General features: G+C 41.5%; 17 protein-coding genes. 7 read left to right on the top strand and 10 right to left on the bottom strand.

The features are described from left to right. Positions 1-17: 17 nt before the first annotated feature. The gene (locus MORIYA_RS18095; protein WP_112717445.1) at positions 18-2,228 is read right to left on the bottom strand and encodes an ABC transporter permease subunit; all 2,211 of its coding nucleotides are present in this window, start codon (positions 2,226-2,228) and stop codon (positions 18-20) included. Between the two features lie 240 nt (positions 2,229-2,468). Here MORIYA_RS18095 and MORIYA_RS18090 point away from each other — a divergent pair, with 240 nt between their 5' ends. Then, positions 2,469-2,972, top strand: a complete 504-nt coding sequence (locus MORIYA_RS18090) for a glycine cleavage system protein R (protein ID WP_112717443.1) — start codon at positions 2,469-2,471, stop codon at positions 2,970-2,972. Between the two features lie 121 nt (positions 2,973-3,093). On the opposite strand, the gene MORIYA_RS18085 is transcribed toward MORIYA_RS18090, so the two are convergent. The 4 genes from MORIYA_RS18085 to phoB all read right to left on the bottom strand — a co-directional run bounded on the left by MORIYA_RS18085 (position 3,094) and on the right by phoB (position 8,078). After that, positions 3,094-4,554 (bottom strand): NarK family nitrate/nitrite MFS transporter, encoded by a 1,461-nt coding sequence (locus tag MORIYA_RS18085; protein ID WP_112717441.1) that lies wholly within the window; start codon positions 4,552-4,554, stop codon positions 3,094-3,096. Positions 4,555-4,849: 295 nt separating this feature from the next. Beyond that, a complete protein-coding gene (locus MORIYA_RS18080) occupies positions 4,850-5,827 on the bottom strand; it encodes a PstS family phosphate ABC transporter substrate-binding protein (protein ID WP_112717439.1) in 978 nt (325 codons plus the stop codon). A gap of 243 nt (positions 5,828-6,070) precedes the next feature. Continuing rightward, on the bottom strand, positions 6,071-7,369 hold the full coding sequence (gene phoR / locus MORIYA_RS18075; RefSeq protein ID WP_112717437.1) for a phosphate regulon sensor histidine kinase PhoR: 1,299 nt from the start codon (positions 7,367-7,369) through the stop codon (positions 6,071-6,073). A gap of 22 nt (positions 7,370-7,391) precedes the next feature. Continuing rightward, positions 7,392-8,078: a phosphate regulon transcriptional regulator PhoB gene (gene phoB / locus MORIYA_RS18070; RefSeq protein WP_112717434.1), complete on the bottom strand. Its 687-nt coding sequence runs from the start codon at positions 8,076-8,078 to the stop codon at positions 7,392-7,394. Positions 8,079-8,349: 271 nt separating this feature from the next. Between phoB and rdgC the strand changes: the two genes are divergently transcribed. From rdgC to MORIYA_RS18050, 4 genes are all read left to right on the top strand, one after another. After that, positions 8,350-9,267 carry a recombination-associated protein RdgC gene (rdgC, locus tag MORIYA_RS18065; protein WP_112717432.1) on the top strand — a complete coding sequence of 306 codons (918 nt, stop codon included), beginning with the start codon at positions 8,350-8,352 and terminating at the stop codon, positions 9,265-9,267. 435 nt (positions 9,268-9,702) lie between these two features. Further along, positions 9,703-10,818, top strand: a complete 1,116-nt coding sequence (locus MORIYA_RS18060) for a Na/Pi cotransporter family protein (protein WP_408632091.1) — start codon at positions 9,703-9,705, stop codon at positions 10,816-10,818. A 257-nt stretch (positions 10,819-11,075) separates the two neighbouring features. After that, entirely contained in the window at positions 11,076-12,461 is a 1,386-nt protein-coding gene (gene trhP, locus MORIYA_RS18055; RefSeq protein WP_112717428.1) for a prephenate-dependent tRNA uridine(34) hydroxylase TrhP, read from the top strand. A gap of 26 nt (positions 12,462-12,487) precedes the next feature. Beyond that, entirely contained in the window at positions 12,488-12,751 is a 264-nt protein-coding gene (locus MORIYA_RS18050) for a YfhL family 4Fe-4S dicluster ferredoxin (protein WP_112717426.1), read from the top strand. A 20-nt stretch (positions 12,752-12,771) separates the two neighbouring features. Here the strand turns inward: MORIYA_RS18050 and rimJ are convergent, their stop codons facing one another. The 3 genes from rimJ to ubiT all read right to left on the bottom strand — a co-directional run bounded on the left by rimJ (position 12,772) and on the right by ubiT (position 14,714). Beyond that, positions 12,772-13,350 (bottom strand): ribosomal protein S5-alanine N-acetyltransferase, encoded by a 579-nt coding sequence (gene rimJ, locus MORIYA_RS18045; protein ID WP_112717424.1) that lies wholly within the window; start codon positions 13,348-13,350, stop codon positions 12,772-12,774. An 18-nt stretch (positions 13,351-13,368) separates the two neighbouring features. Then, a complete protein-coding gene (locus MORIYA_RS18040; protein WP_112717422.1) occupies positions 13,369-13,947 on the bottom strand; it encodes an NAD(P)H-dependent oxidoreductase in 579 nt (192 codons plus the stop codon). A gap of 239 nt (positions 13,948-14,186) precedes the next feature. Next, positions 14,187-14,714: a ubiquinone anaerobic biosynthesis accessory factor UbiT gene (gene ubiT, locus MORIYA_RS18035; RefSeq protein WP_112717420.1), complete on the bottom strand. Its 528-nt coding sequence runs from the start codon at positions 14,712-14,714 to the stop codon at positions 14,187-14,189. 173 nt (positions 14,715-14,887) lie between these two features. Here ubiT and ubiU point away from each other — a divergent pair, with 173 nt between their 5' ends. Both ubiU and MORIYA_RS18025 read left to right on the top strand, forming a co-directional pair. Beyond that, positions 14,888-15,883, top strand: a complete 996-nt coding sequence (gene ubiU / locus MORIYA_RS18030; RefSeq protein WP_112717418.1) for a ubiquinone anaerobic biosynthesis protein UbiU — start codon at positions 14,888-14,890, stop codon at positions 15,881-15,883. A gap of 69 nt (positions 15,884-15,952) precedes the next feature. Beyond that, a complete protein-coding gene (locus tag MORIYA_RS18025) occupies positions 15,953-16,834 on the top strand; it encodes a U32 family peptidase (protein WP_112717416.1) in 882 nt (293 codons plus the stop codon). Between the two features lie 60 nt (positions 16,835-16,894). Here MORIYA_RS18025 and nlpI read toward each other — a convergent pair whose 3' ends face one another. Together nlpI and pnp are read right to left on the bottom strand one after the other, a co-directional pair. Beyond that, positions 16,895-17,785: a lipoprotein NlpI gene (nlpI, locus tag MORIYA_RS18020; RefSeq protein WP_112717414.1), complete on the bottom strand. Its 891-nt coding sequence runs from the start codon at positions 17,783-17,785 to the stop codon at positions 16,895-16,897. Between the two features lie 84 nt (positions 17,786-17,869). Further along, entirely contained in the window at positions 17,870-19,987 is a 2,118-nt protein-coding gene (gene pnp, locus MORIYA_RS18015) for a polyribonucleotide nucleotidyltransferase (protein ID WP_112717412.1), read from the bottom strand. Positions 19,988-20,013: the final 26 nt, after the last annotated feature.

Raw genomic sequence — 20,013 nt, 5'->3', positions numbered from 1 at the left:
TAGTTACAAGCCTTAGATTAAATCGCGCTGTATTTTTCACGTAAACGCTGTCTCACATATTCAGCAATCGTGTTGAATATAAACGTCAGAATAAAGAGGACGAATGCGGCCAAAAACAGGACGCGGTAGTGCGAACTGCCCACTTCTGATTCTGGCATTTCTACCGCAATATTGGCCGCTAACGTTCTCATACCCGAGAAAATATTGAAGTCCATTACCGGGGTATTACCGGTGGCCATTAATACAATCATGGTTTCACCAACCGCACGGCCTAAGCCCATCATCACGGCTGAAAAAATACCCGGACTTGCGGTTAACAATACGACGTTAATCAGGGTCTGCCAGCTGGTCGCACCTAACGCTAATGAACCTTGGGTTAAATGCTTTGGGACACTGAAAATAGCATCTTCCGCAATTGAGAAGATAGTCGGAATAACCGCAAACCCCATCGCAATACCAACAATTAAAGAGTTACGTTGATCGAAGCCAAAGATATCATTGATATAAGCACGCGCATCACCATCAAAGACTAAGTCTTCAACAAGCGGGCTAGCTAATACCGAGAAGTAACCGACGAGCAGTAGCACAGGTATTAAAATAATTACATGCGCCCCTTGCGGGATACGGTTAATGATTTTTTGCGGTAAGACATGCCAAATGGCCGCCACCAACACAGTTGAAAATGGCAAAAACACGGCAATCATCATGACACCCGGCAAATGCATCTCTACAAACGGGGCTAACCATAGACCAGCAAGGAAACCCAGAATCACCGTAGGTAATGCTTCCATAATTTCAACCGTAGGTTTAATCACTTTACGCAGACCCGAGTTCATGAAGTAAGCAGTATAAATTGCGCCTGCTACCGCGATCGGCACCGCAAATAACATCGCATAAAATGCCGCTTTAATGGTACCGAATGTGATTGGTACTAAACTTAGTTTCGGTTCAAAGTCATCGGATGCTGATGTTGACTGCCAGACGTAATCGGGTTCAGGATAGCCTTCATACCAAACTTCTTGCCACAACGCGCTCCATGTCACTTCAGGGTGCTCATTGGTTAACGTGTAAAAACCAATACCTTGTTCTGATTCAACTAAAAACGCGTTAGCACGAGGAGATATTGCAACATGCTTAAGTGATCCCATACCAAGATCTTGGTGTAATAGTTTGGTTTCACCTGTGGTATGGAAAATGGTTAGGCTATTATCCACATCAACAGTCATGAAGCCTTTACGAGAATATTCCGTGGTAATATCGATGACACTGGCTTGCGCATCAAACTGACGAATTTTAGTAAACTTACGCTCGCCATCTTTCGCCACTTCAAACCATTGACTCACTACACCGTTATCATTCGCGACCAGTAATGAACTAGCGCCAGTTAACAATGCAATATGGGTAACGTTTTGCTGTTTTTCATTAATGTCTAATACTTCCACAATCGAAATATTATCGGTATCCCGAATATCATAAATCGACAGTTTGTTACCACTGCGCATGAAGATAAAACGGAAGTTTGGTGTTAACAATACTTGTTCAATATCCTTTGGCATTGAAGGCAGTTCAATTATCTCGCTGCTCCATTCCAGCTCTTCCGTCATGAAGTTTTCTTCTGCTACATAGCGTACTAATACACCGCGGTTATCCGCAGTCACCGCGACAATCGCCGCATTTCCGCCTTCAACCTCAATCGCAATATGTTGTAATGCTTGTCCTTGGCGATCAACTCTAATTGGCTGTTCGCCAAATGGAAACTTGATTAGTGGGGTAATAAGACGCTTATCACCTGGATAAGTGATATCAAAATCAGCAGCCACAACTATCGCATTACCATCATTAAAACCGAATACCACGGCTGATGACGTGGGTCCACTTTGACCAAATGAGATCGCTGGCTGTGATAATTCAAATTGCATTAACTCAATGTTTGGATCTAAAGTATTAAAGAAATTAATCCCTAACTCACTATAACGATATGCAATTTCATTTTGCTCTTCCATCGCCAGTGCATACGTAGTACCAGCAAAAGACTGACTGTATTGTGCTTTAGATTCTACTTTCGCAGATTCAAAAACCGGATAAACCACATACAGTAGGTAGAAAAATATTAGCAACAGTGTCATCAGTACCACACCCCCACCCATTTTAATGCCATATTCTGCGAGTTTATCTTTAAGTAAGCGTTTACGGGATCCCGCAATCGTTAAAGAAAACTGTTCAGCCATCTGTTCCTCGTCTTTAGCTGTAATGAATCACAATGCGATTATATGTAATATTTATGACAGTTATATGACATCAAGCAACTCTGCTAAATATAATCTATATTAGCTGGACTAAGTTTTGATATTTCGATGACGAGGCTATATTTATTCATATTCTTTGCATATAGTATGGCGCATCATATTGAGTGATGAAAATAGCTAACACAAAACGTTTAGCTGGAATTTCTTACATAGGGCTTAATAATGCTTAAACAACTTATCGTAACGCTTATTGGTGATGATAAATCAGGTCTCATAAACAATTTATCACATGTCGTCGCCGAGCATAAGGGCAATTGGCTAGCAAGTAACATGAGTGAGCTAGCAGGACAATTTGCAGGCATTTTACAAATCTCAGTCGAAGATGAATATTACCGTGATTTATGCGAAGCATTAAGCCTGATCCCAGGCCTGACTATTAATTTCGCTGAAGGTAAAAATCAAAGTATTTGGCAACAGTCTCCTTGTCTCATTATTCAAGACCGTGATCGCCCAGGCATTATTCACGAAGTATCTCAAGTGCTCACACAGCACGGCATTGAATTAAAAGCGATAACAACACACTGTAAAGACTTATGGCAATCGGATAATAATCAATTTTATGCCAAACTAAAATTAGCACTACCGGACAACCTCGACCATGATAAATTCCATGTTGCATTAACAAACATCTCAGCGACACTAGAAGCTGAAATGACCGGCTTCTAATGACTGACCAATAATGTCGAATAAATCGTCGCGAATAACAAGCCACAAACAATACGGCGCCATTACCAAACCATGATAATGACGCCGCACTTCAATAACGCTTAACTGTTATTAACGCTATTTATGACACATTAATTAACGTCACCTTACCGTCTTCATCTACTTCCGCAATATGACCCTTTGGCTCTTCCATTAAGAATAAGGCCATAAAACCAATGACCGCAGTGATCGCAATGGCGTAAAAGAACATTTGCGTTGATACGATTGAATACAGCGTTAAATAGAATACCGCACCGACATTACCATAAGCACCTGTCATACCTGCGATCTGCCCCGTTAGGCGACGTTTAATCATAGGTACTGCAGCAAATACCGCACCTTCACCGGCTTGCACGAAGAATGAACATGCCATGGCGGTGGCGATCGCTAATGGCAATGACCAAGTAGCCGTAATCTGTGACATTGCATAATAACCAACGGCTAAACCAGCGGTTAAAATCAATAAGGTTTTCTTACGACCAAAGCGATCACTGATCCAACCGCCACCTGGACGTGACATAAGGTTCATAAAAGCGTAAGACGCAGCAACCATACCCGCTTCCGCCATCCCTAATCCGAATGTTTCCGCAAAGAATAACGGCAGCATAGAAATAACCGCTAATTCTGAACCAAATGTAGAAAAATATAATACGTTCAGTACCGCGACTTGTTTAAATTTATAACGTTCCATTTCAGGGACATCGTTAACAAAAATATCGCAATTTACCTGGTAGGTTTTCCAGCAATCGAGTACATACAACACCGCTAAGCCAATATAAATCGCATTAGTGGTTGTCTCGGTAAACATACTAACCTGTAATAATTTCCACGCTAATAGACCCAATGTGAGATACATAGGTAACTTCATGGACAGCAGTAAATAGAAATCGCCTTTACTGGTAACTTCCATTGCGCCGCCTTTTTTAGGACGGAAATAAGTCGCACCTTTGGGTGTGTCAGTGACATTAAAATAGTACACCACACTAAATAGCAGGCTCATTAAACCGGTAATGGCGATCGCATAACGCCAGCCATCTTCACCACCAAACAATAATGCCACTGTGGGTAATGTGAATGCCGCGGCAGCAGAACCAAAGTTACCCCAGCCACCATAGATACCTTCTGCAGTACCGAGTTCATTAGCAGGAAACCATTCACTGACAATACGGATACCAACCACAAAGCCAGCACCAATCAAGCCCATCATGAAACGCGCTATTGCCAATTGTTCAAATGTAGTCGCCAACGCAAACATAAAGCATGGAATTGAACAGACTGCTAATAACGTAGAATAAACAAGCCGAGGTCCGTATTTATCGGTCAACATACCAATAATCACCCGAGCAGGGATGGTTAAAGCAACGTTTAGAATCAGTAATGTTTTCACTTCTTCCGTGGTAAGTCCCATGCTGTCTTTAATCGCCAACATTAACGGTGCGGCATTAAACCAGACCACAAACGTAATAAAAAATGCCATCCACGATAGATGTAAGGTTTTCATCTTCCCTGAAAAAGACAATATATTAAATTTTTCTTGTCCCATAAAAATTCCCTCTAAGATATAAAAACAAAGTTTAAAAAATTTTATCTTATCTAGAACAAAGCAATACTAAGGCCAACTTAATAAAACAAAATAAAAACACTAATTATCAACAACTTACAACTTCACCTTGAAAGTGTATAGACCGACATAGAAAAATTTGCACCAAGATGGTGACAAAATGTGAGCAATGTATCATTTTGTGAGCAAGATCTCCAAACTCAGACATAGCAATAAACAGGCAGCAAAAAGCCCGCTACGTAGCGGGCTTTGCATCATTTAACCTAAGTAACCAATATTACAGTGTAATACCCGCTTTCTTAAGGTCTTTTGATGTTACTGAGTTCGGTAGTGGAACGTAACCATCTTTCACTACGATTTTCTGACCTTGTTTCGATAACATGAATTTTAAGAACTCTGTTTGCATTGGTGATAATGACTTATTTGGGTTCTTGTTAACATAAACGTATAGGTAACGAGACAGTGGATATTTACCTGATGCCGCGTTATCGAGTGATGCTGCTATGTAGTTCGTGCCTTTTTTCGCCAGCGCTACTGCACGTACACCCGATGTTTTGTAACCGATACCTGAGTAACCAATTGCATTTAGCGATGATGATACCGACTGGACAACAGATGCTGAACCCGGTTGTTCATTGACGTTATTTTTAAAATCGCCTTTACACAGCGCTTTCTTCTTAAAGTAACCGTAAGTACCCGATACGGAATTACGACCAAACAATTGGATATCACGCTCAGCCCAAGAACCTTGTAACCCAAGTTCACCCCAACGTTCAATACGCTTAGCTTCACCACATTTTAGTGTACTTGAGAAGATTGCATCGACATCAGCAATGGTTAAACCTTTAATCGGGTTATCTTTATGGACGAATACCGCCAGTGCATCGATAGCAACACGGATGGCGGTTGGCTTATAACCATAACGTTTTTCAAACGCTTCTATTTCTTTAGACTTCATTTTACGGCTCATTGGACCGAATTGTGACGTACCTTCAGTAAGAGCCGGAGGCGCAGTCGAAGAGCCAGCAGCTTGAATTTGAACATTAACACTCGGGTAAGTATATTTGAATTCTTCAGCCCACAACGTCATCATGTTGGCGAGTGTGTCTGAACCAACTGTAGATAGATTACCTGAGATTCCGCTTACTTTTTTATATTCTGGTAATTTAGGGTCTAGACCTGCTGCCAATGCGCTTTGTGAAGCGATTGCTGTCATTGATATCCCTAATGCTACAACAATTTGTTTAATATTCATTTTTACTTCTCCAAGTATAATTTTTTATTTTGTGTCTATGACTACAAGGTATATAAGCTTTGTATTTAGTGTCTACGACTACAAGTAATATAAGCATGTATCTCGTTTCTGTGACTACAAGTATTCAATAAACTGATGACAATAATATGAATGAAACATGACGGTTTGATGACAGTGCGCGATTAATACTAAAAAAACCATCACAGCGAGATGGGCTTAATAACGTGGTTAAAGGCGGTAACATTAGTGACGTTTTACATAAAGAACCAAGGGTAGCGTAAAGCTAAAACAACTCCCTTCGTTTACTTTACTATCAATTTCCAACACGCTGTCATGATTGCTTAATACATGCTTCACAATCGACAAACCGATACCTGAACCACCAGAATCACGTGAACGCGCATCATCAACACGATAAAAACGCTCAGTTAAATGATGCACATGCTCGGCAGAGATACCATCACCATTATCGGTCACGCTAAATAAGCCACCAGCAGACGTTTGTTTCCACTCAACGACAACTTTACCTTGTTCAGGTGTATAGCGTACCGCATTGTAAATTAAGTTAGATACTGCACTGCGTAATTGCGATTCATCCCCCATGGCAAACAACCCATGTTCGATATGGAATTCCACTTTTAAGGCTTTATCCGCCCCTAAAATTAATACCTCTTGCTCTAACATCGACAGCATAAACGGAATATCCACTTGTTTTTCAAAGTCGACCGCCTGTGCCGATTCAATACGCGACAAGGCTAATAGCTGGTTCACCAATGAATCCATACGCGCCGTTTGTTCAGACATCACTTTATGCGCACGGGCAAACATTTTATCTCCCTCATCCGGTTCAATCATTTCCAGATAACCTTTCAATACCGTTAACGGAGTACGTAATTCATGAGAAACATTGCCCATAAAATTACGTCTTACTTGTTCCAGTTGACGCAGTTCGGTGACATCACGAGCCACCAGCATCGATTGATCATCGGTATAAGTCATCACCCGAATTTCTAACGTTTTAGCATGATGGGTTGGCGAAGTGATCTCTAACGGTTCTCGATAATCTTTGGCGTTTAAATATTGAATGAAATCCGGCGTTCGGATTAAATTACCAATATGTTGATGGGCATCTTCAGGCCATTTCAAGCCAATCATTTGTTGCGCTAATTTATTACACCACATAATAGAAAAATCCGTATCTAACGCTACCACCGCATCAGGCAAGGCTTCCGCACCTTCACGAAACCGCCGAATAACCATACGTAATTCTTTACGTTTTCGTTTATTTCGACGCTGTAAACGATAGATACCATTGAAAATAGATTCCCAACTGCCTTTACCTTCTGGTGGGGTCGCACTGCGCGCAACCCATAACCACTGATGTAATATATTTTGGCTACGGTATAGCCAAACGACATTTATTACCGTCGCGATGAGTAAACTTAATGTTATGTTATCAATAACTAAACCAACAAGAAAAAACGGGATATACCAATACATCAGTCGCCATAAACCACTGACAAAAATGTTCGTCTTATTCATATTGAAACTTCAACTCTCATGATTAACGTATCGAGAAGCGATAACCTGCACCACGCACTGTTTGTACATATTTGTCATGTTCACTCGGTGTTAATGCTTTACGTAGACGACGGATATGCACATCAACCGTACGGTCTTCAACATACACATTCAACCCCCAAACATTATCTAATAACTGCTCTCGGCTATATACGCGTTCTGGATGGGTCATAAAAAAGTGTAATAATTTAAATTCAGTGGGACCAATATCAATCACGGTATCATTCGCTGAGACGCGATGCGCCACAGGATCAAGTTGTAAACCGTGAATATCAATCACAGTATCTTGTGTCATTGGGGCAACGCGACGCATTACCGCATTTAACCGGGCAATCAATTCTTTTGGTGAAAATGGTTTGGTAATATAATCATCCGCGCCCACTTCCAAACCTTTCACCTTATCCTCTTCTTCACCACGTGCGGTTAACATCACCACTGGGATCGCGGATAAATGTGGTTGAGATTTTAGGTGTTTAATATATTTAATGCCACTACCACCCGGCAACATCCAATCTAATAAGATTAAATTAGGGTAAGGTTCGACCAGCCGCTCTACCGCTTCGTTATAATCCCCAGCTTCGACAACCTCAAATCCTTTTTGCTCTAACGCAAAACACAGCATTTCACGGATCGCTAGTTCATCTTCAACTACTAAAATTCGCTTAGACACTTTAAATATCCTTATACCATTTATCTTCCGACTTTAACTTAAAGCAATTATCAGCTCAATATGTTTCAGAATTATTACATTAATGAATTTTTTATTAAAAACACGATTAAAACCGAACAAACGTCATAAATAACCCATGCATTTCAATGACACCAGTAACCATTAAATTAACCGCTTGATTAGTGCACTTTTAGCGAGGAGCCAAACTTGTATTTCCAACATCCTTGAGTATACTGGTTATCCAAACAGTTGATACCAAGGTCCTGCTATAATGTGGTTTAAAAACTTACTAATTTATCGTTTCACTCGTCCATTTGAATTAGATATTGAACAACTTGAAACCAAGTTAGCTGATTTTCCTTTTACCCCTTGCGGTAGCCAGGATTTGTCCAAGTTCGGTTGGGTCAAACCACTGGGTAAATCTGGTCAGGCTTTAACGCATGGCATAACAGACCACATCCTGATCTGTGCGAAAAAAGAAGACAAAGTATTACCCGCATCCGTTGTCAAAGACATGCTACAAGAAAAAATTGATACGATTGAAGCAGAACAAGGCCGTGGTCTAAAGAAAAAAGAAAAAGATGCACTAAAAGAAGATATCGTTCATCAACTATTACCACGTGCATTCCCGCGTAGTAGCCAAACATTTGCTTGGATCTGTCCTTCACAAAACTTATTAGTGGTTGATGCATCAAGCGCTAAAAAAGCCGAAGACCTCATTGCTTTATTACGTAAGTGTGTTGGTAGTCTACCTGTTGTGCCTGTTGCTTTAACCTCGCCAGCCGATATCACCATGACCGAATGGTTAAATAACGGCAGTGCGGCACCGGGTTTTGAATTAGGTGACGAAGCTGAATTACGCTCTGTACTTGAACATGGCGGCATTATTCGTTGTAAAGAACAAGACTTAACCAGTGACGAGATCAAACACCATCTTAACGCAGACAAATTAGTCACTAAATTAGCCCTAGACTGGAGTGAATCACTGTCTTTCTTACTTGGCGAAGACATGTCAGTAAAACGTCTTAAATTTAGTGATCTCATCAGAGAACAAAATGATGATGTAGCGACCGATGATTACGCTGCTAAATTTGATGCCGATTTTGCCTTAATGACTGGCGAGTTAATGCGCTTTATCCCAGACCTGATCACAGCATTAGGCGGCGAAGCAGCAACCACATCAAAATAATAATGCACGCTTGCAGTATACAGGCTTCTGTATACTGCATCTTCAACCAAACATTTTCAGCCTAGCCTTCGCATTTATTATTCCTTAATTCAATTTTCTATTTTATTCCCGATGTCACCGGTTTTGGCCACTCAATTAACATGACAAGACTGTCACAATTGCTATTTCTGACCTCTAAAAGCCAACAAAACAGTCCATTCACACATCCATAAAAACCAACACATAAAATAAACACGACAAATTAATAAATATAAAACAGTAACTTAAATAGTAATTCTCATTTTTTATGACATTAATAATACACTGTAATATTTCTGTCACATAACTTTGTTTTAATCCCTCTCGTCAACTAATTAAACAATCTGTCATTTGATGCAGATAAAATGGTATTTAGAGATGAAAAATAACGAAGCAATTGAATTGAACCCAAGCACAATGCAAAAAATATTCAGCTGGGTAAGCGTAGCCGTATTGGTATACTTCGTATTGGTAGCCGTATCTACAGTAAGTGGAGGCTTTAAAATATTCTCCGGTGGTAGCGCTGGTGCAGAACAAATTTTCGCTTTCGCAACTAACCCATTTGTGGCCTTATTATTAGGTATCCTAGTAACAGCATTGGTACAGTCTTCAAGTACCGTGACATCGGTCATTGTTGGTCTTGTAGCCGGTGGCTTACCAATTTCAATCGCAATCCCGATGGTGATGGGTGCCAATATGGGCACGACAATCACCAATACCTTTGTCAGCATGGGTCATATCCGTGACAAACAAGAGTTCCAGCGTGCATTTAGTGCTGCAACTGTACATGACTTCTTTAACATTCTTGCCGTTGCTATTTTCCTGCCACTGGAAATTGCCTTTGGTATGCTTGAAAAAATGGCAACTTACCTAGCCGAATTCTTTGTTGGTAGCAGCAGCTTAAGCATTAAAGAATTCAACTTTATTAAACCGTTAACAAAACCAGCGGTAAACCAAATTAAAGAACTTGCATCCGCATTACCATTCGAAACCAGCACCACTGGCCTGGTTATGGTATTCATCGGTATCTTCATGATTGGTTTCTCGGTGACCTTCCTCGGCAAAGTATTAAAAGCCGTGATGGTTGGTCGTGCTAAAACCGTGTTACACAATGCTATTGGTCGCGGTCCAATCGGTGGTATTCTATCGGGTACAGCGGTAACCATAATGGTGCAATCATCATCAACAACAACCAGCTTGATGATCCCACTAGCGGGTAGCGGTGTGTTTACCACACGTCAGATTTTCCCCTTCACGTTGGGTGCGAATATCGGTACCACAATTACCGCATTACTGGCAGCAACATCAATCAGTGGTGATACAGCGCAACTAGCAATGACGATTGCACTGGTACACGTTATGTTCAACGTATTCGCAGTCGCGCTTATTTACGGTATCCCAGTACTACGTGAGATCCCAATTAAGTGTGCAGAAGCATTAGCACGCCAAGGTACAGAAAATAAATTCATCGCTTTTGGTTATGTGATTGGAGTCTTCTTCGCGCTACCGGGCCTGATGATTGTGTTTAACTAATATCACAAACAACCTATGGCAGTAAACAATTAGCCATCCATGTAAAAAAGCTCAGACTTGTTCTGAGCTTTTTGTTTCCGACTTTGACATCACTATCTTGCCATCCACCCTTGCAGATATCAGTAACCATTCTCGATCACGATTAAATAAAACCTGATCTAGATCAAGGCCAGCTCACCAATCAACACGTAGAATCGCGAACCTTGATGCCCTAAGGGTATTCCCTGACTTGAACTCAGATAAAAATTGAGGTTGACATGTTTACTCCAGAATTACTTTCCCCAGCCGGTTCACTAAAGAACATGCGTTATGCTTTCGCTTATGGTGCTGATGCTGTGTACGCTGGCCAACCACGCTATAGCCTACGTGTTCGTAACAATGAATTTAGCTTAGAAAACCTAGAAATTGGTATCAACGAAGCACATGCGCTTGGTAAACAATTCTATGTGGTGTGTAATATCCAACCTCATAACTCCAAGTTAAAAACTTTCATTCGTGATCTAACCCCGATCATCGCCATGCAGCCCGATGCCATTATCATGTCTGATCCCGGTCTGATCATGATGGTACGTGAAGCTTTCCCAGATATGATTATTCACCTGTCGGTACAAGCAAACGCAGTGAACTGGGCAACGGTAAAATTCTGGTATACTCAAGGCATCAAGCGGGTGATCTTATCGCGTGAATTATCCCTTGATGAAATTGAAGATATTCGTTATCACTGCCCTGACATGGAAATCGAAATATTTGTGCATGGCGCACTGTGCATGGCTTACTCGGGTCGCTGTCTGCTGTCTGGATACATTAACAAACGCGATCCAAACCAAGGTTCATGCACTAACTCATGTCGTTGGAAATATGATGCCCATGAGGCCACTGAAAATGAACACGGTGATATTGTGGCAACCAACCCAGAAATTTATATACCAGAGACTAAATCACCAGAAACTGAGTCACCCGAGCCGACATTAGGTAAAGGTAAACCGACTGACCAAATTTTCTTATTACAAGAACAAGGTCGTCCAAATGAATATATGCCTGCGTTTGAAGATGAGCATGGTACTTACATCATGAACTCAAAAGACCTACGTGCTGTCCAACACGTTGAGCGTCTGACTAAAATGGGCGTACATTCATTAAAAATTGAAGGTCGTACTAAATCGTACTATTACTGTGCACGAACCGCACAAGTATATAAACAAGCGATTAATGATGCTGTTGCAGGCCGTGACTTTGACCCATCGCTATTAGGTACTCTAGAACACCTTGCACACCGTGGTTATACCGAAGGTTTCTTAAGCCGTCATACCCACGATGCATACCAAAACTATGATTACGGTTATTCAATCAGTGAAACCCAGCAATTTGTCGGTGAATTCAATGGTCGTAATGATAAAGGACTAGCTGAAGTGATCGTGAAGAACAAGTTCTTAGTGGGTGACTCATTAGAATTAATGACGCCACAAGGTAATCTCACCTTCAAGCTTGAAGCATTAGAAAACCGTAAAGGTGAAGCAATGGAAGTTGCACCAGGTTCTGGCCATATTGTTTATTTGCCAGTACCAGAAGACGTTACACTGGATCACGCATTGTTAATGCGTAACTTCCATAACAGTGAAGATACGCGTAACCCGCATCAATAATCCATTAGGAAAAAAGACATAACCTTATGGCATTATTAATTAATGATAAGTGTATTAACTGTGACATGTGCGATCCGGAATGTCCGAATGGCGCGATCACCTTTGGCGCAAAGATTTATGAAATCGACCCGCTATTATGCACCGAGTGCGTGGGTCACTATGACAAACCGACGTGTAAAACTGTTTGCCCGATTAACTGCATAATTACCGATCCTAATTATGTCGAAACAGAGGAAACATTATGGGAAAAATTTGTCATGGTCCAAGAAGCGACTAAAGCCGCCCGCTAATAAAGACAAAAACGGCGAGCTTATAGCTCGCTGTTTTTCGCTGACCAATCTTCATGTAATAATGCCGTTAATACATGGTCTTGCCAGTTCCCGGCAATTCTAAGGTATTTTCGAGCATAGCCTTCTCGCTCAAAACCAAGTCGCTGTAATAACGCGCCACTACGTTTATTGGCGGGAATATAATTAGCCATGACTCGATTTAGTCCCATATTTTCAAACATGAACGCTAAACAGCTTTGCAGAAACTCGACCATCAGCCCCTGCCCTTCATAGACCTTGGAAATTGAATAACCGAGATAACAGGACTTAAACACACCTTGAATAATATTACTAAAATTGGCAACCGCCACGATCTCAGATTTATCTGGCGTCAACGCGATAAAATTGATCGCACTGGCATCATTAAATTCCGCATGAATTTGCTGAATACGTAGTTCCCACCAACGCAACGTATAATAAGCGTCACGCCGTATCGGCTCCCAAGGTGCAAGATGCACTTGATTACGAGCATAATACTGGCATAATTTTTCAGCATCGCTCGCTATCGCCACTCGGATAACTAAACGCGTAGTAACAAATTGGGGGGATTTTGATAACATCCAACACCTCAGCCAAAATTAAGCGAGATGTAACCGTGTGGCAGATAATAAACCACCATTATCAACCAGCTGCTTCATCAAGCCTAAATTAGCCAGTATACGTTCTACTAATGGTGATTCAAATGGATAATAAGTTTCTTTGCAATTATTCACCGAATCGATAGTCGCGACAATAAAATGTTCCAAGATCAAGCAGGTACTATTTTTACTAAAATTGGCCATCGATAGCTCTGTTGGTGAATAAGCCCCACGGCAATTACTACCAACGCGTAGTACCACACTGGGTAATAAAGATAAATTGTCACTTTCACAAAAGGCATAGAAGTTATCTAGGCTTTCTTCTTCCCACTCCGGACTAACAATAATAATCGCATCTGCGAGTCGCATTAATGCAGCGGTTTCCTGCCATTCGTCTTGCCAGTCGGCAATTTCATGTTTTAACGCTTTATCCCAAATAGGCAAAGCAACTTTAACAAAATCCAATAAATTCACTTTCTTAAACAATTGGGACTGCTGGGCTAATTGTAATACAGACTGTGCAACCTTGATGGTTGTCGACCGATTTCGAGTACTACCACTAATAACAACTAGTCTCACCTTATGCTCCTTGCATCCAAGACACTCACGACTGAGTTATGCCTCTATCCGTATAATCTATTGATGATATGAGGGAAGCATCCATAAGATCTATAGCTATCGCGCAAAGCAATACTATAACCATACTAAGGCATGGTACTAAAGAGTAAGAGGGGAATGGGTATGAAGCGAATACCCACTTCACCATCGCCATGACAGTAAATAACAGTCAATGACAAAGTTGAGTATTCAGTCTGTGCTTATGCGATTACTTTACCTTTCACTGGACTACTTAATACTGGTTCAGCTAAACCTTGCTGAATAAACTCAGCAACATAAGCCAATAATGTGGTCACCGCTTTTGGTAGTTCATCCAGATCAAAACTATCCAGCATGTTTTTTACTTCAAGACCGAGTTCAGTATCACCTTCAATTTTTAAACGCCGCTGAAAAAATAACGTATCTGGGTCTTCTTTGCGTGCAGTAATTAACACTAATTCATTTATGTTAGCTTTAAAACTGACATCTGTAATATCTGCTTTTGGTGCAATAACAAGTTTGTTATTTTGGCAACTAATAAACCAATTAATGCCTAAGTCGGTAATTTCAACCTGTAACCATTTTTTCTCAAGAAACTCAAACTCATTATCTGCTAGCGCGTCAGCGAATACGCTATTCAATACCTGTGATAGTACTTTCTCTTGCAGTGAAAACGGTAATATTTTAGCTGGTATCGCTAATAATCTAGGTACAGTATGTACCAACTTACGGTGTAGAGTATGTAACATCAGGGTCTAGTCCTTGAATAAAAAAACTATTTTAGCGCGTCACTGGCGAACATATCCTAAGCAAAGTCAATTTAAAGTAAATTAACTCAGATAATCCTGCCCTAAATCAAATCCAATAAAACATCGATGCCTTACAATTTTCACCAATATTCATCGTTCAAGATACTATAACAATGGAATTACTCTGCCCTGCTGGTAATTTACCAGCCCTAAAAACCGCGGTCGACCATGGCGCTGACGCGGTTTATATCGGTTTTAAAGACGATACTAATGCCCGCCATTTTGCCGGATTAAACTTTACCGATAAGAAACTCGATAAAGCCGTCGACTATATCCGCAGTCACAATCGTCACTTACACGTCGCGATCAATACCTTTGCTCACCCCGGAAAATTAGCGCGCTGGGAACGGGCTGTTGACCGCTGTGCAGACATGGGCGTCGATGCCGCCATTATTTCGGATGTGGCGGTGCTTGATTATGCCACCAAAAAACACCCCGATTTAGAATTGCATTTATCCGTGCAAGCCTCGGCAACGAATGTTGAAGCCATTAAATTTTATACCAATAATTTTAATGTCCGTCGGGTGGTATTACCACGTGTATTGTCGATCCATCAAGTCAAACAATTAGCGCGTAATACCGATGTGGAATTAGAAGTTTTTGCCTTTGGTAGCTTATGCATCATGGCCGAAGGCCGCTGCTATTTATCATCCTATTTAACCGGTGAATCACCGAATACCGTGGGCGCTTGTTCACCGGCCAAATTTGTGCGCTGGGAAGAAACAGAACAAGGCCTAGAATCACGTTTAAACGGCATATTGATTGATCGTTACCAACCAGATGAAAAAACCGGCTACCCGACACTTTGTAAAGGTCGCTTTAACGTGGATGGCAAAGTTTTTCATGCTTTAGAAGAACCAACCAGCTTAAATACGCTTGAATTAGTGCCGGAACTAGCACAAGCCAATATTGCCGCAGTAAAAATTGAAGGTCGCCAACGTAGTCCAGCCTATACCGAACAAGTGACTAAAGTATGGCGCGCTGCGCTTGATCGCTACCAACAAAACCCAGAAAAATATCAGGTTGAAGCCGCTTGGAATAGGCAACTCGATCAACTTTCTGAAGGCACCAGTACCACGCTAGGCGCCTACCACAGGGATTGGCAATAACCTATATTTGCAAACACCTTTACGGGTAACAACTTAAACTGGCAACCACAGTCAGCAGCGAGAACAAACATGAAATACGCATTAGGGCCAATCTTATATTATTGGCCAAAACAACAAGTTGAAGATTTCTACGCAGCCGCAATCAATTCACAGGCTGATATTATTTATCTTGGTGAAACAGTTTGCAGTAAACGCCGTGAACTGAAACCCAAAGACTGGCTAGGACTAGCGAAAGAGATTGCCGATTCTGGTAAGCAAGTCGTGATCTCAACCATGGCATTACTCGAAGCGCCATCCGAGGTCAATATACTGCGTAAATACTGTGAGAATGGGGACTTTATTGTTGAAGCGAATGATTTTGGCGCGATCAATTTATTAGCTGAAGCCAAAACCCCCTTTGTCTGTGGCCACGCGCTTAATATCTATAACGCGCAAGCATTGCAGCTACTCGTGAATAAAGGCATGCAGCGTTGGGTCATGCCAGTAGAATTGTCACGCGATTGGTTAGTACAATTACAAGAAGACAGCAGAATACTCAATATCCGTGATCAATTTGAAATCGAAGTATTTGCCCATGGTCACTTACCACTGGCCTACTCGGCACGCTGCTTTACCGCCCGTTCCGAAAATAGAGCAAAAGATGATTGCGAACTGTGCTGTATTAATCACGCCAATGGCAAACCCGTCTATAGCCAGGACAATAAAGCACTGTTTACCATTAATGGCATTCAAACCATGTCAGGTTACAAATATAATCTGTTAAATGATGTGGCGAGCATGCACGATTTAGTCGATGTGGTACGCGTAAGTCCGCTGGGCGATTCGGCATTTCAGACGCTCGATCAATTTAAACAAGCGGCAGAACAAGACATTAAGTTCGACTTGCAGTTCGATCGGGAATGTAATGGTTATTGGCATCAGATTGCCGGATTCGATACGGTGACTAGCTAGACTGCTCCTCCCCTTTATTTTGTAGTTAATAGTAAGGGGGAGGCTGGGAGGGGGTTCTGGTTAACTATTATTTGCTAATCTCAACAACTCTAGACGTGCATAACCATGCTCGATAAATTCATACACATTATTGCTTAATGCTAATTTGAAATAGCTTGCAGCCGCGCGATCATCATTCATCAATACTTTATATTTACCGAGATAAAAGTAGGTTTCGGTTAAACGATGCGCGAGTATTTTGTTGTAACTCGGGCCATTTTCATCTAACCCATCAAGTAACTTGTCCAATAATTCGGTTTCATTTATCACTTGGGTATAGAGCGCAACGATGTTCCATGACCAAACATCATCAATATGTTGATCATAGCGCCCTTGAACTGATTTTAACGCGTCATCAGCATTAACTTGGTATTCTGGGTAATATAACCATAGCGTTCTAAATGGGTCGTTAGGCGCTTCATTATAGGCACTAACAAGATCATCGATCGCTAATGCATAGCGTTCGCCATAATACAGCGCAATACCGCGATTGAGTAAGACAAAATTATTGTCAGGATCTAACTGGGCAATTGAATCATAAGCATCAAATGCTTCATCAAACTGCTCGGTTTGGGTCATATACAAACCGATAAAATTATAAGCAGGCACAAAGTCCGGTTGTAAGGTTAATGAACGTTGAAAGTCAGCGTGTGCCAGTGAACGTAATCCCATCCTATCAGCCAGTACACCGCGCTCATAAAAATAGCGTGCTTGACGACTACGATCGTCTTTGGCATCAAGAATAAGCTGACTATAACGCATCAACATAATTTCGGTTTGATAATTAACTTGTAGTGGTTCAGCAAGGACTAACTCAGAGGGCGTGCGAATATCTGCAGAGAAAGGCCCTGATAATGCGCTACAGCCAGAAAGTAAGGCTACAGAAATGAATAAACTTAGGCATCTTTTCATAATTAAACCACTTATTTTTTTACAGATATAACAAAGGAGCGTATCAACGCTCCTTTACATAATCAATCTAAATAAAACAACCAGTTATTCGCTAACAGGTTGCTCAGCAGGCGCTGCAGGAGCGTCCATTGCTTCTTTAATACTTAAACGGATACGACCTTGACGGTCTACTTCTAGCACTTTAACTTTAACTACTTGTTCTACAGACAGGTGATCGGCAACTTTGTTCACACGTTCTTGCGTAATTTGCGAGATATGAACTAAGCCATCTTTACCCGGTAAGATGTTAACAAAAGCGCCGAAGTCAGCTAGACGTACAACTTTACCTTCGTAGATTTGACCAACTTCAACTTCCGCTGTTAATTGGTGAATACGTTCGATTGCGGCTTGTGCTTGTTCGTTACTTGTCGCTGCAATCTTCACTGTACCATCATCTTCAATTTCGATCGTAGTACCAGTTTCTTCAGTAAGAGCACGGATTGTTGCGCCACCTTTACCGATGATGTCTTTGATCTTGTCCGTGCTGATTTTAATGGTATGAATACGTGGTGCGAATTCAGATACGTCATCACGGTGAGTTGCGATAGCTTGATCCATCACACTTAAGATGTGTAGACGTGCAGCTTTTGCTTGTACAAGCGCTTTCTGCATGATCTCTTTAGTGATACCTTCAATTTTGATATCCATCTGTAGTGCAGTGATACCAGCACTTGAACCAGCAACTTTAAAGTCCATGTCACCTAAGTGATCTTCATCACCAAGGATATCAGAAAGAATTACATGACGGTCACCATCAAGTACTAGACCCATTGCGATACCCGCAACAGAAGCCTTGATTGGCACACCCGCATCCATAAGTGCTAACGAAGTACCACATACAGAAGCCATTGAGCTTGAACCATTAGATTCAGTAATTTCAGATACCACACGTATTGTGTACGGGAATTCATCTGCAGTCGGCATAACCGCTAAAACACCACGTTTCGCTAGACGACCGTGACCAATTTCACGACGTTTAGGCGAACCAACCATACCCGTTTCACCAACACAGTAAGGAGGGAAGTTGTAGTGCATCAGGAAGCGGTCAACAGTTTCACCAGTCAGACTGTCGATACGTTGTGCATCACGTTCGGTACCGAGTGTCGCGGTAACTAGCGCTTGCGTTTCGCCACGTGTGAATAGTGCGCTACCGTGTGTACGTGGTAGAACGCCTGTCATTACGCTTAGCGCACGGATCATTTCTGGATCGCGACCATCAATACGTGGTTTGCCATCGAGAATACGGTTACGTACGATATTTTTTTCTAAAGAAGCAAGTAATTCGCTCGCTTCACGCGTGTTTAGCTCTGCGTTTTCTTCTTGAAGTTTAGCGATTACTGCTGACTTGATGCCACCAACTTTAGCATGACGTTCAGTTTTTTCTTGAATTTGGTATGCTTCAGCAAGGTCGTCTGATGCTAGTTCCGCGATTTTAGCTTTAAGCTCAGCGTTTACTACAGGTGCAGACCAGTCCCATTTAGGCGTATTTACTTCAGCCGCAAATTCCTTGATCGCTTCGATCACAACTTGCATTTGCTCGTGGCCATACATAACCGCGCCTAGCATTTGCTCTTCGCTTAAAATTTCAGCTTCAGATTCAACCATCAATACTGCATTTTCAGTACCGGCTACAACAAGGTCTAGTTGGCTTTCTGCTAACTCAGATGTTGATGGGTTAAGAATGTATTCGTCATTTTGGAAACCGACACGTGCAGCACCAATTGGGCCATTGAACGGCATGCCAGAAATACTTAATGCAGCTGAAACACCAATTAATGCAACCAAATCAGGTTGAATTTCTGGGTTAACAGATACCACAGTAGCGACTATTTGTACTTCGTTTTTGAAGCCAGCAGGAAATAGTGGACGGATTGGACGGTCGATAAGACGACAAGTTAAAGTCTCGCCTTCACTTGGACGACCTTCACGTTTAAAGAAGCCACCAGGGATCTTACCTGCAGCGTAAGTACGTTCTTGGTAATTGACTGTTAGCGGGAAGAAATCACGACCAGCTTCAGCTTGTTTTTTACCAACAACACTTACTAAAACAGAAGTATCACCGATGCTTGCCATTACAGCTGCTGTTGCTTGACGTGCAATAACACCTGTTTCTAATGTAACTGTATGTTGACCATACTTAAACGATTTTACGATAGGATTCACTCTTTGTCCTTAATCTTTAATGTCTC

The organism is Moritella yayanosii (assembly GCF_900465055.1).
Taxonomy (GTDB): domain Bacteria; phylum Pseudomonadota; class Gammaproteobacteria; order Enterobacterales; family Moritellaceae; genus Moritella; species Moritella yayanosii.
The sequence above is the reverse complement of the archived record's forward strand: the minus strand, read 5'-3'. Positions and strand labels throughout refer to the sequence as shown.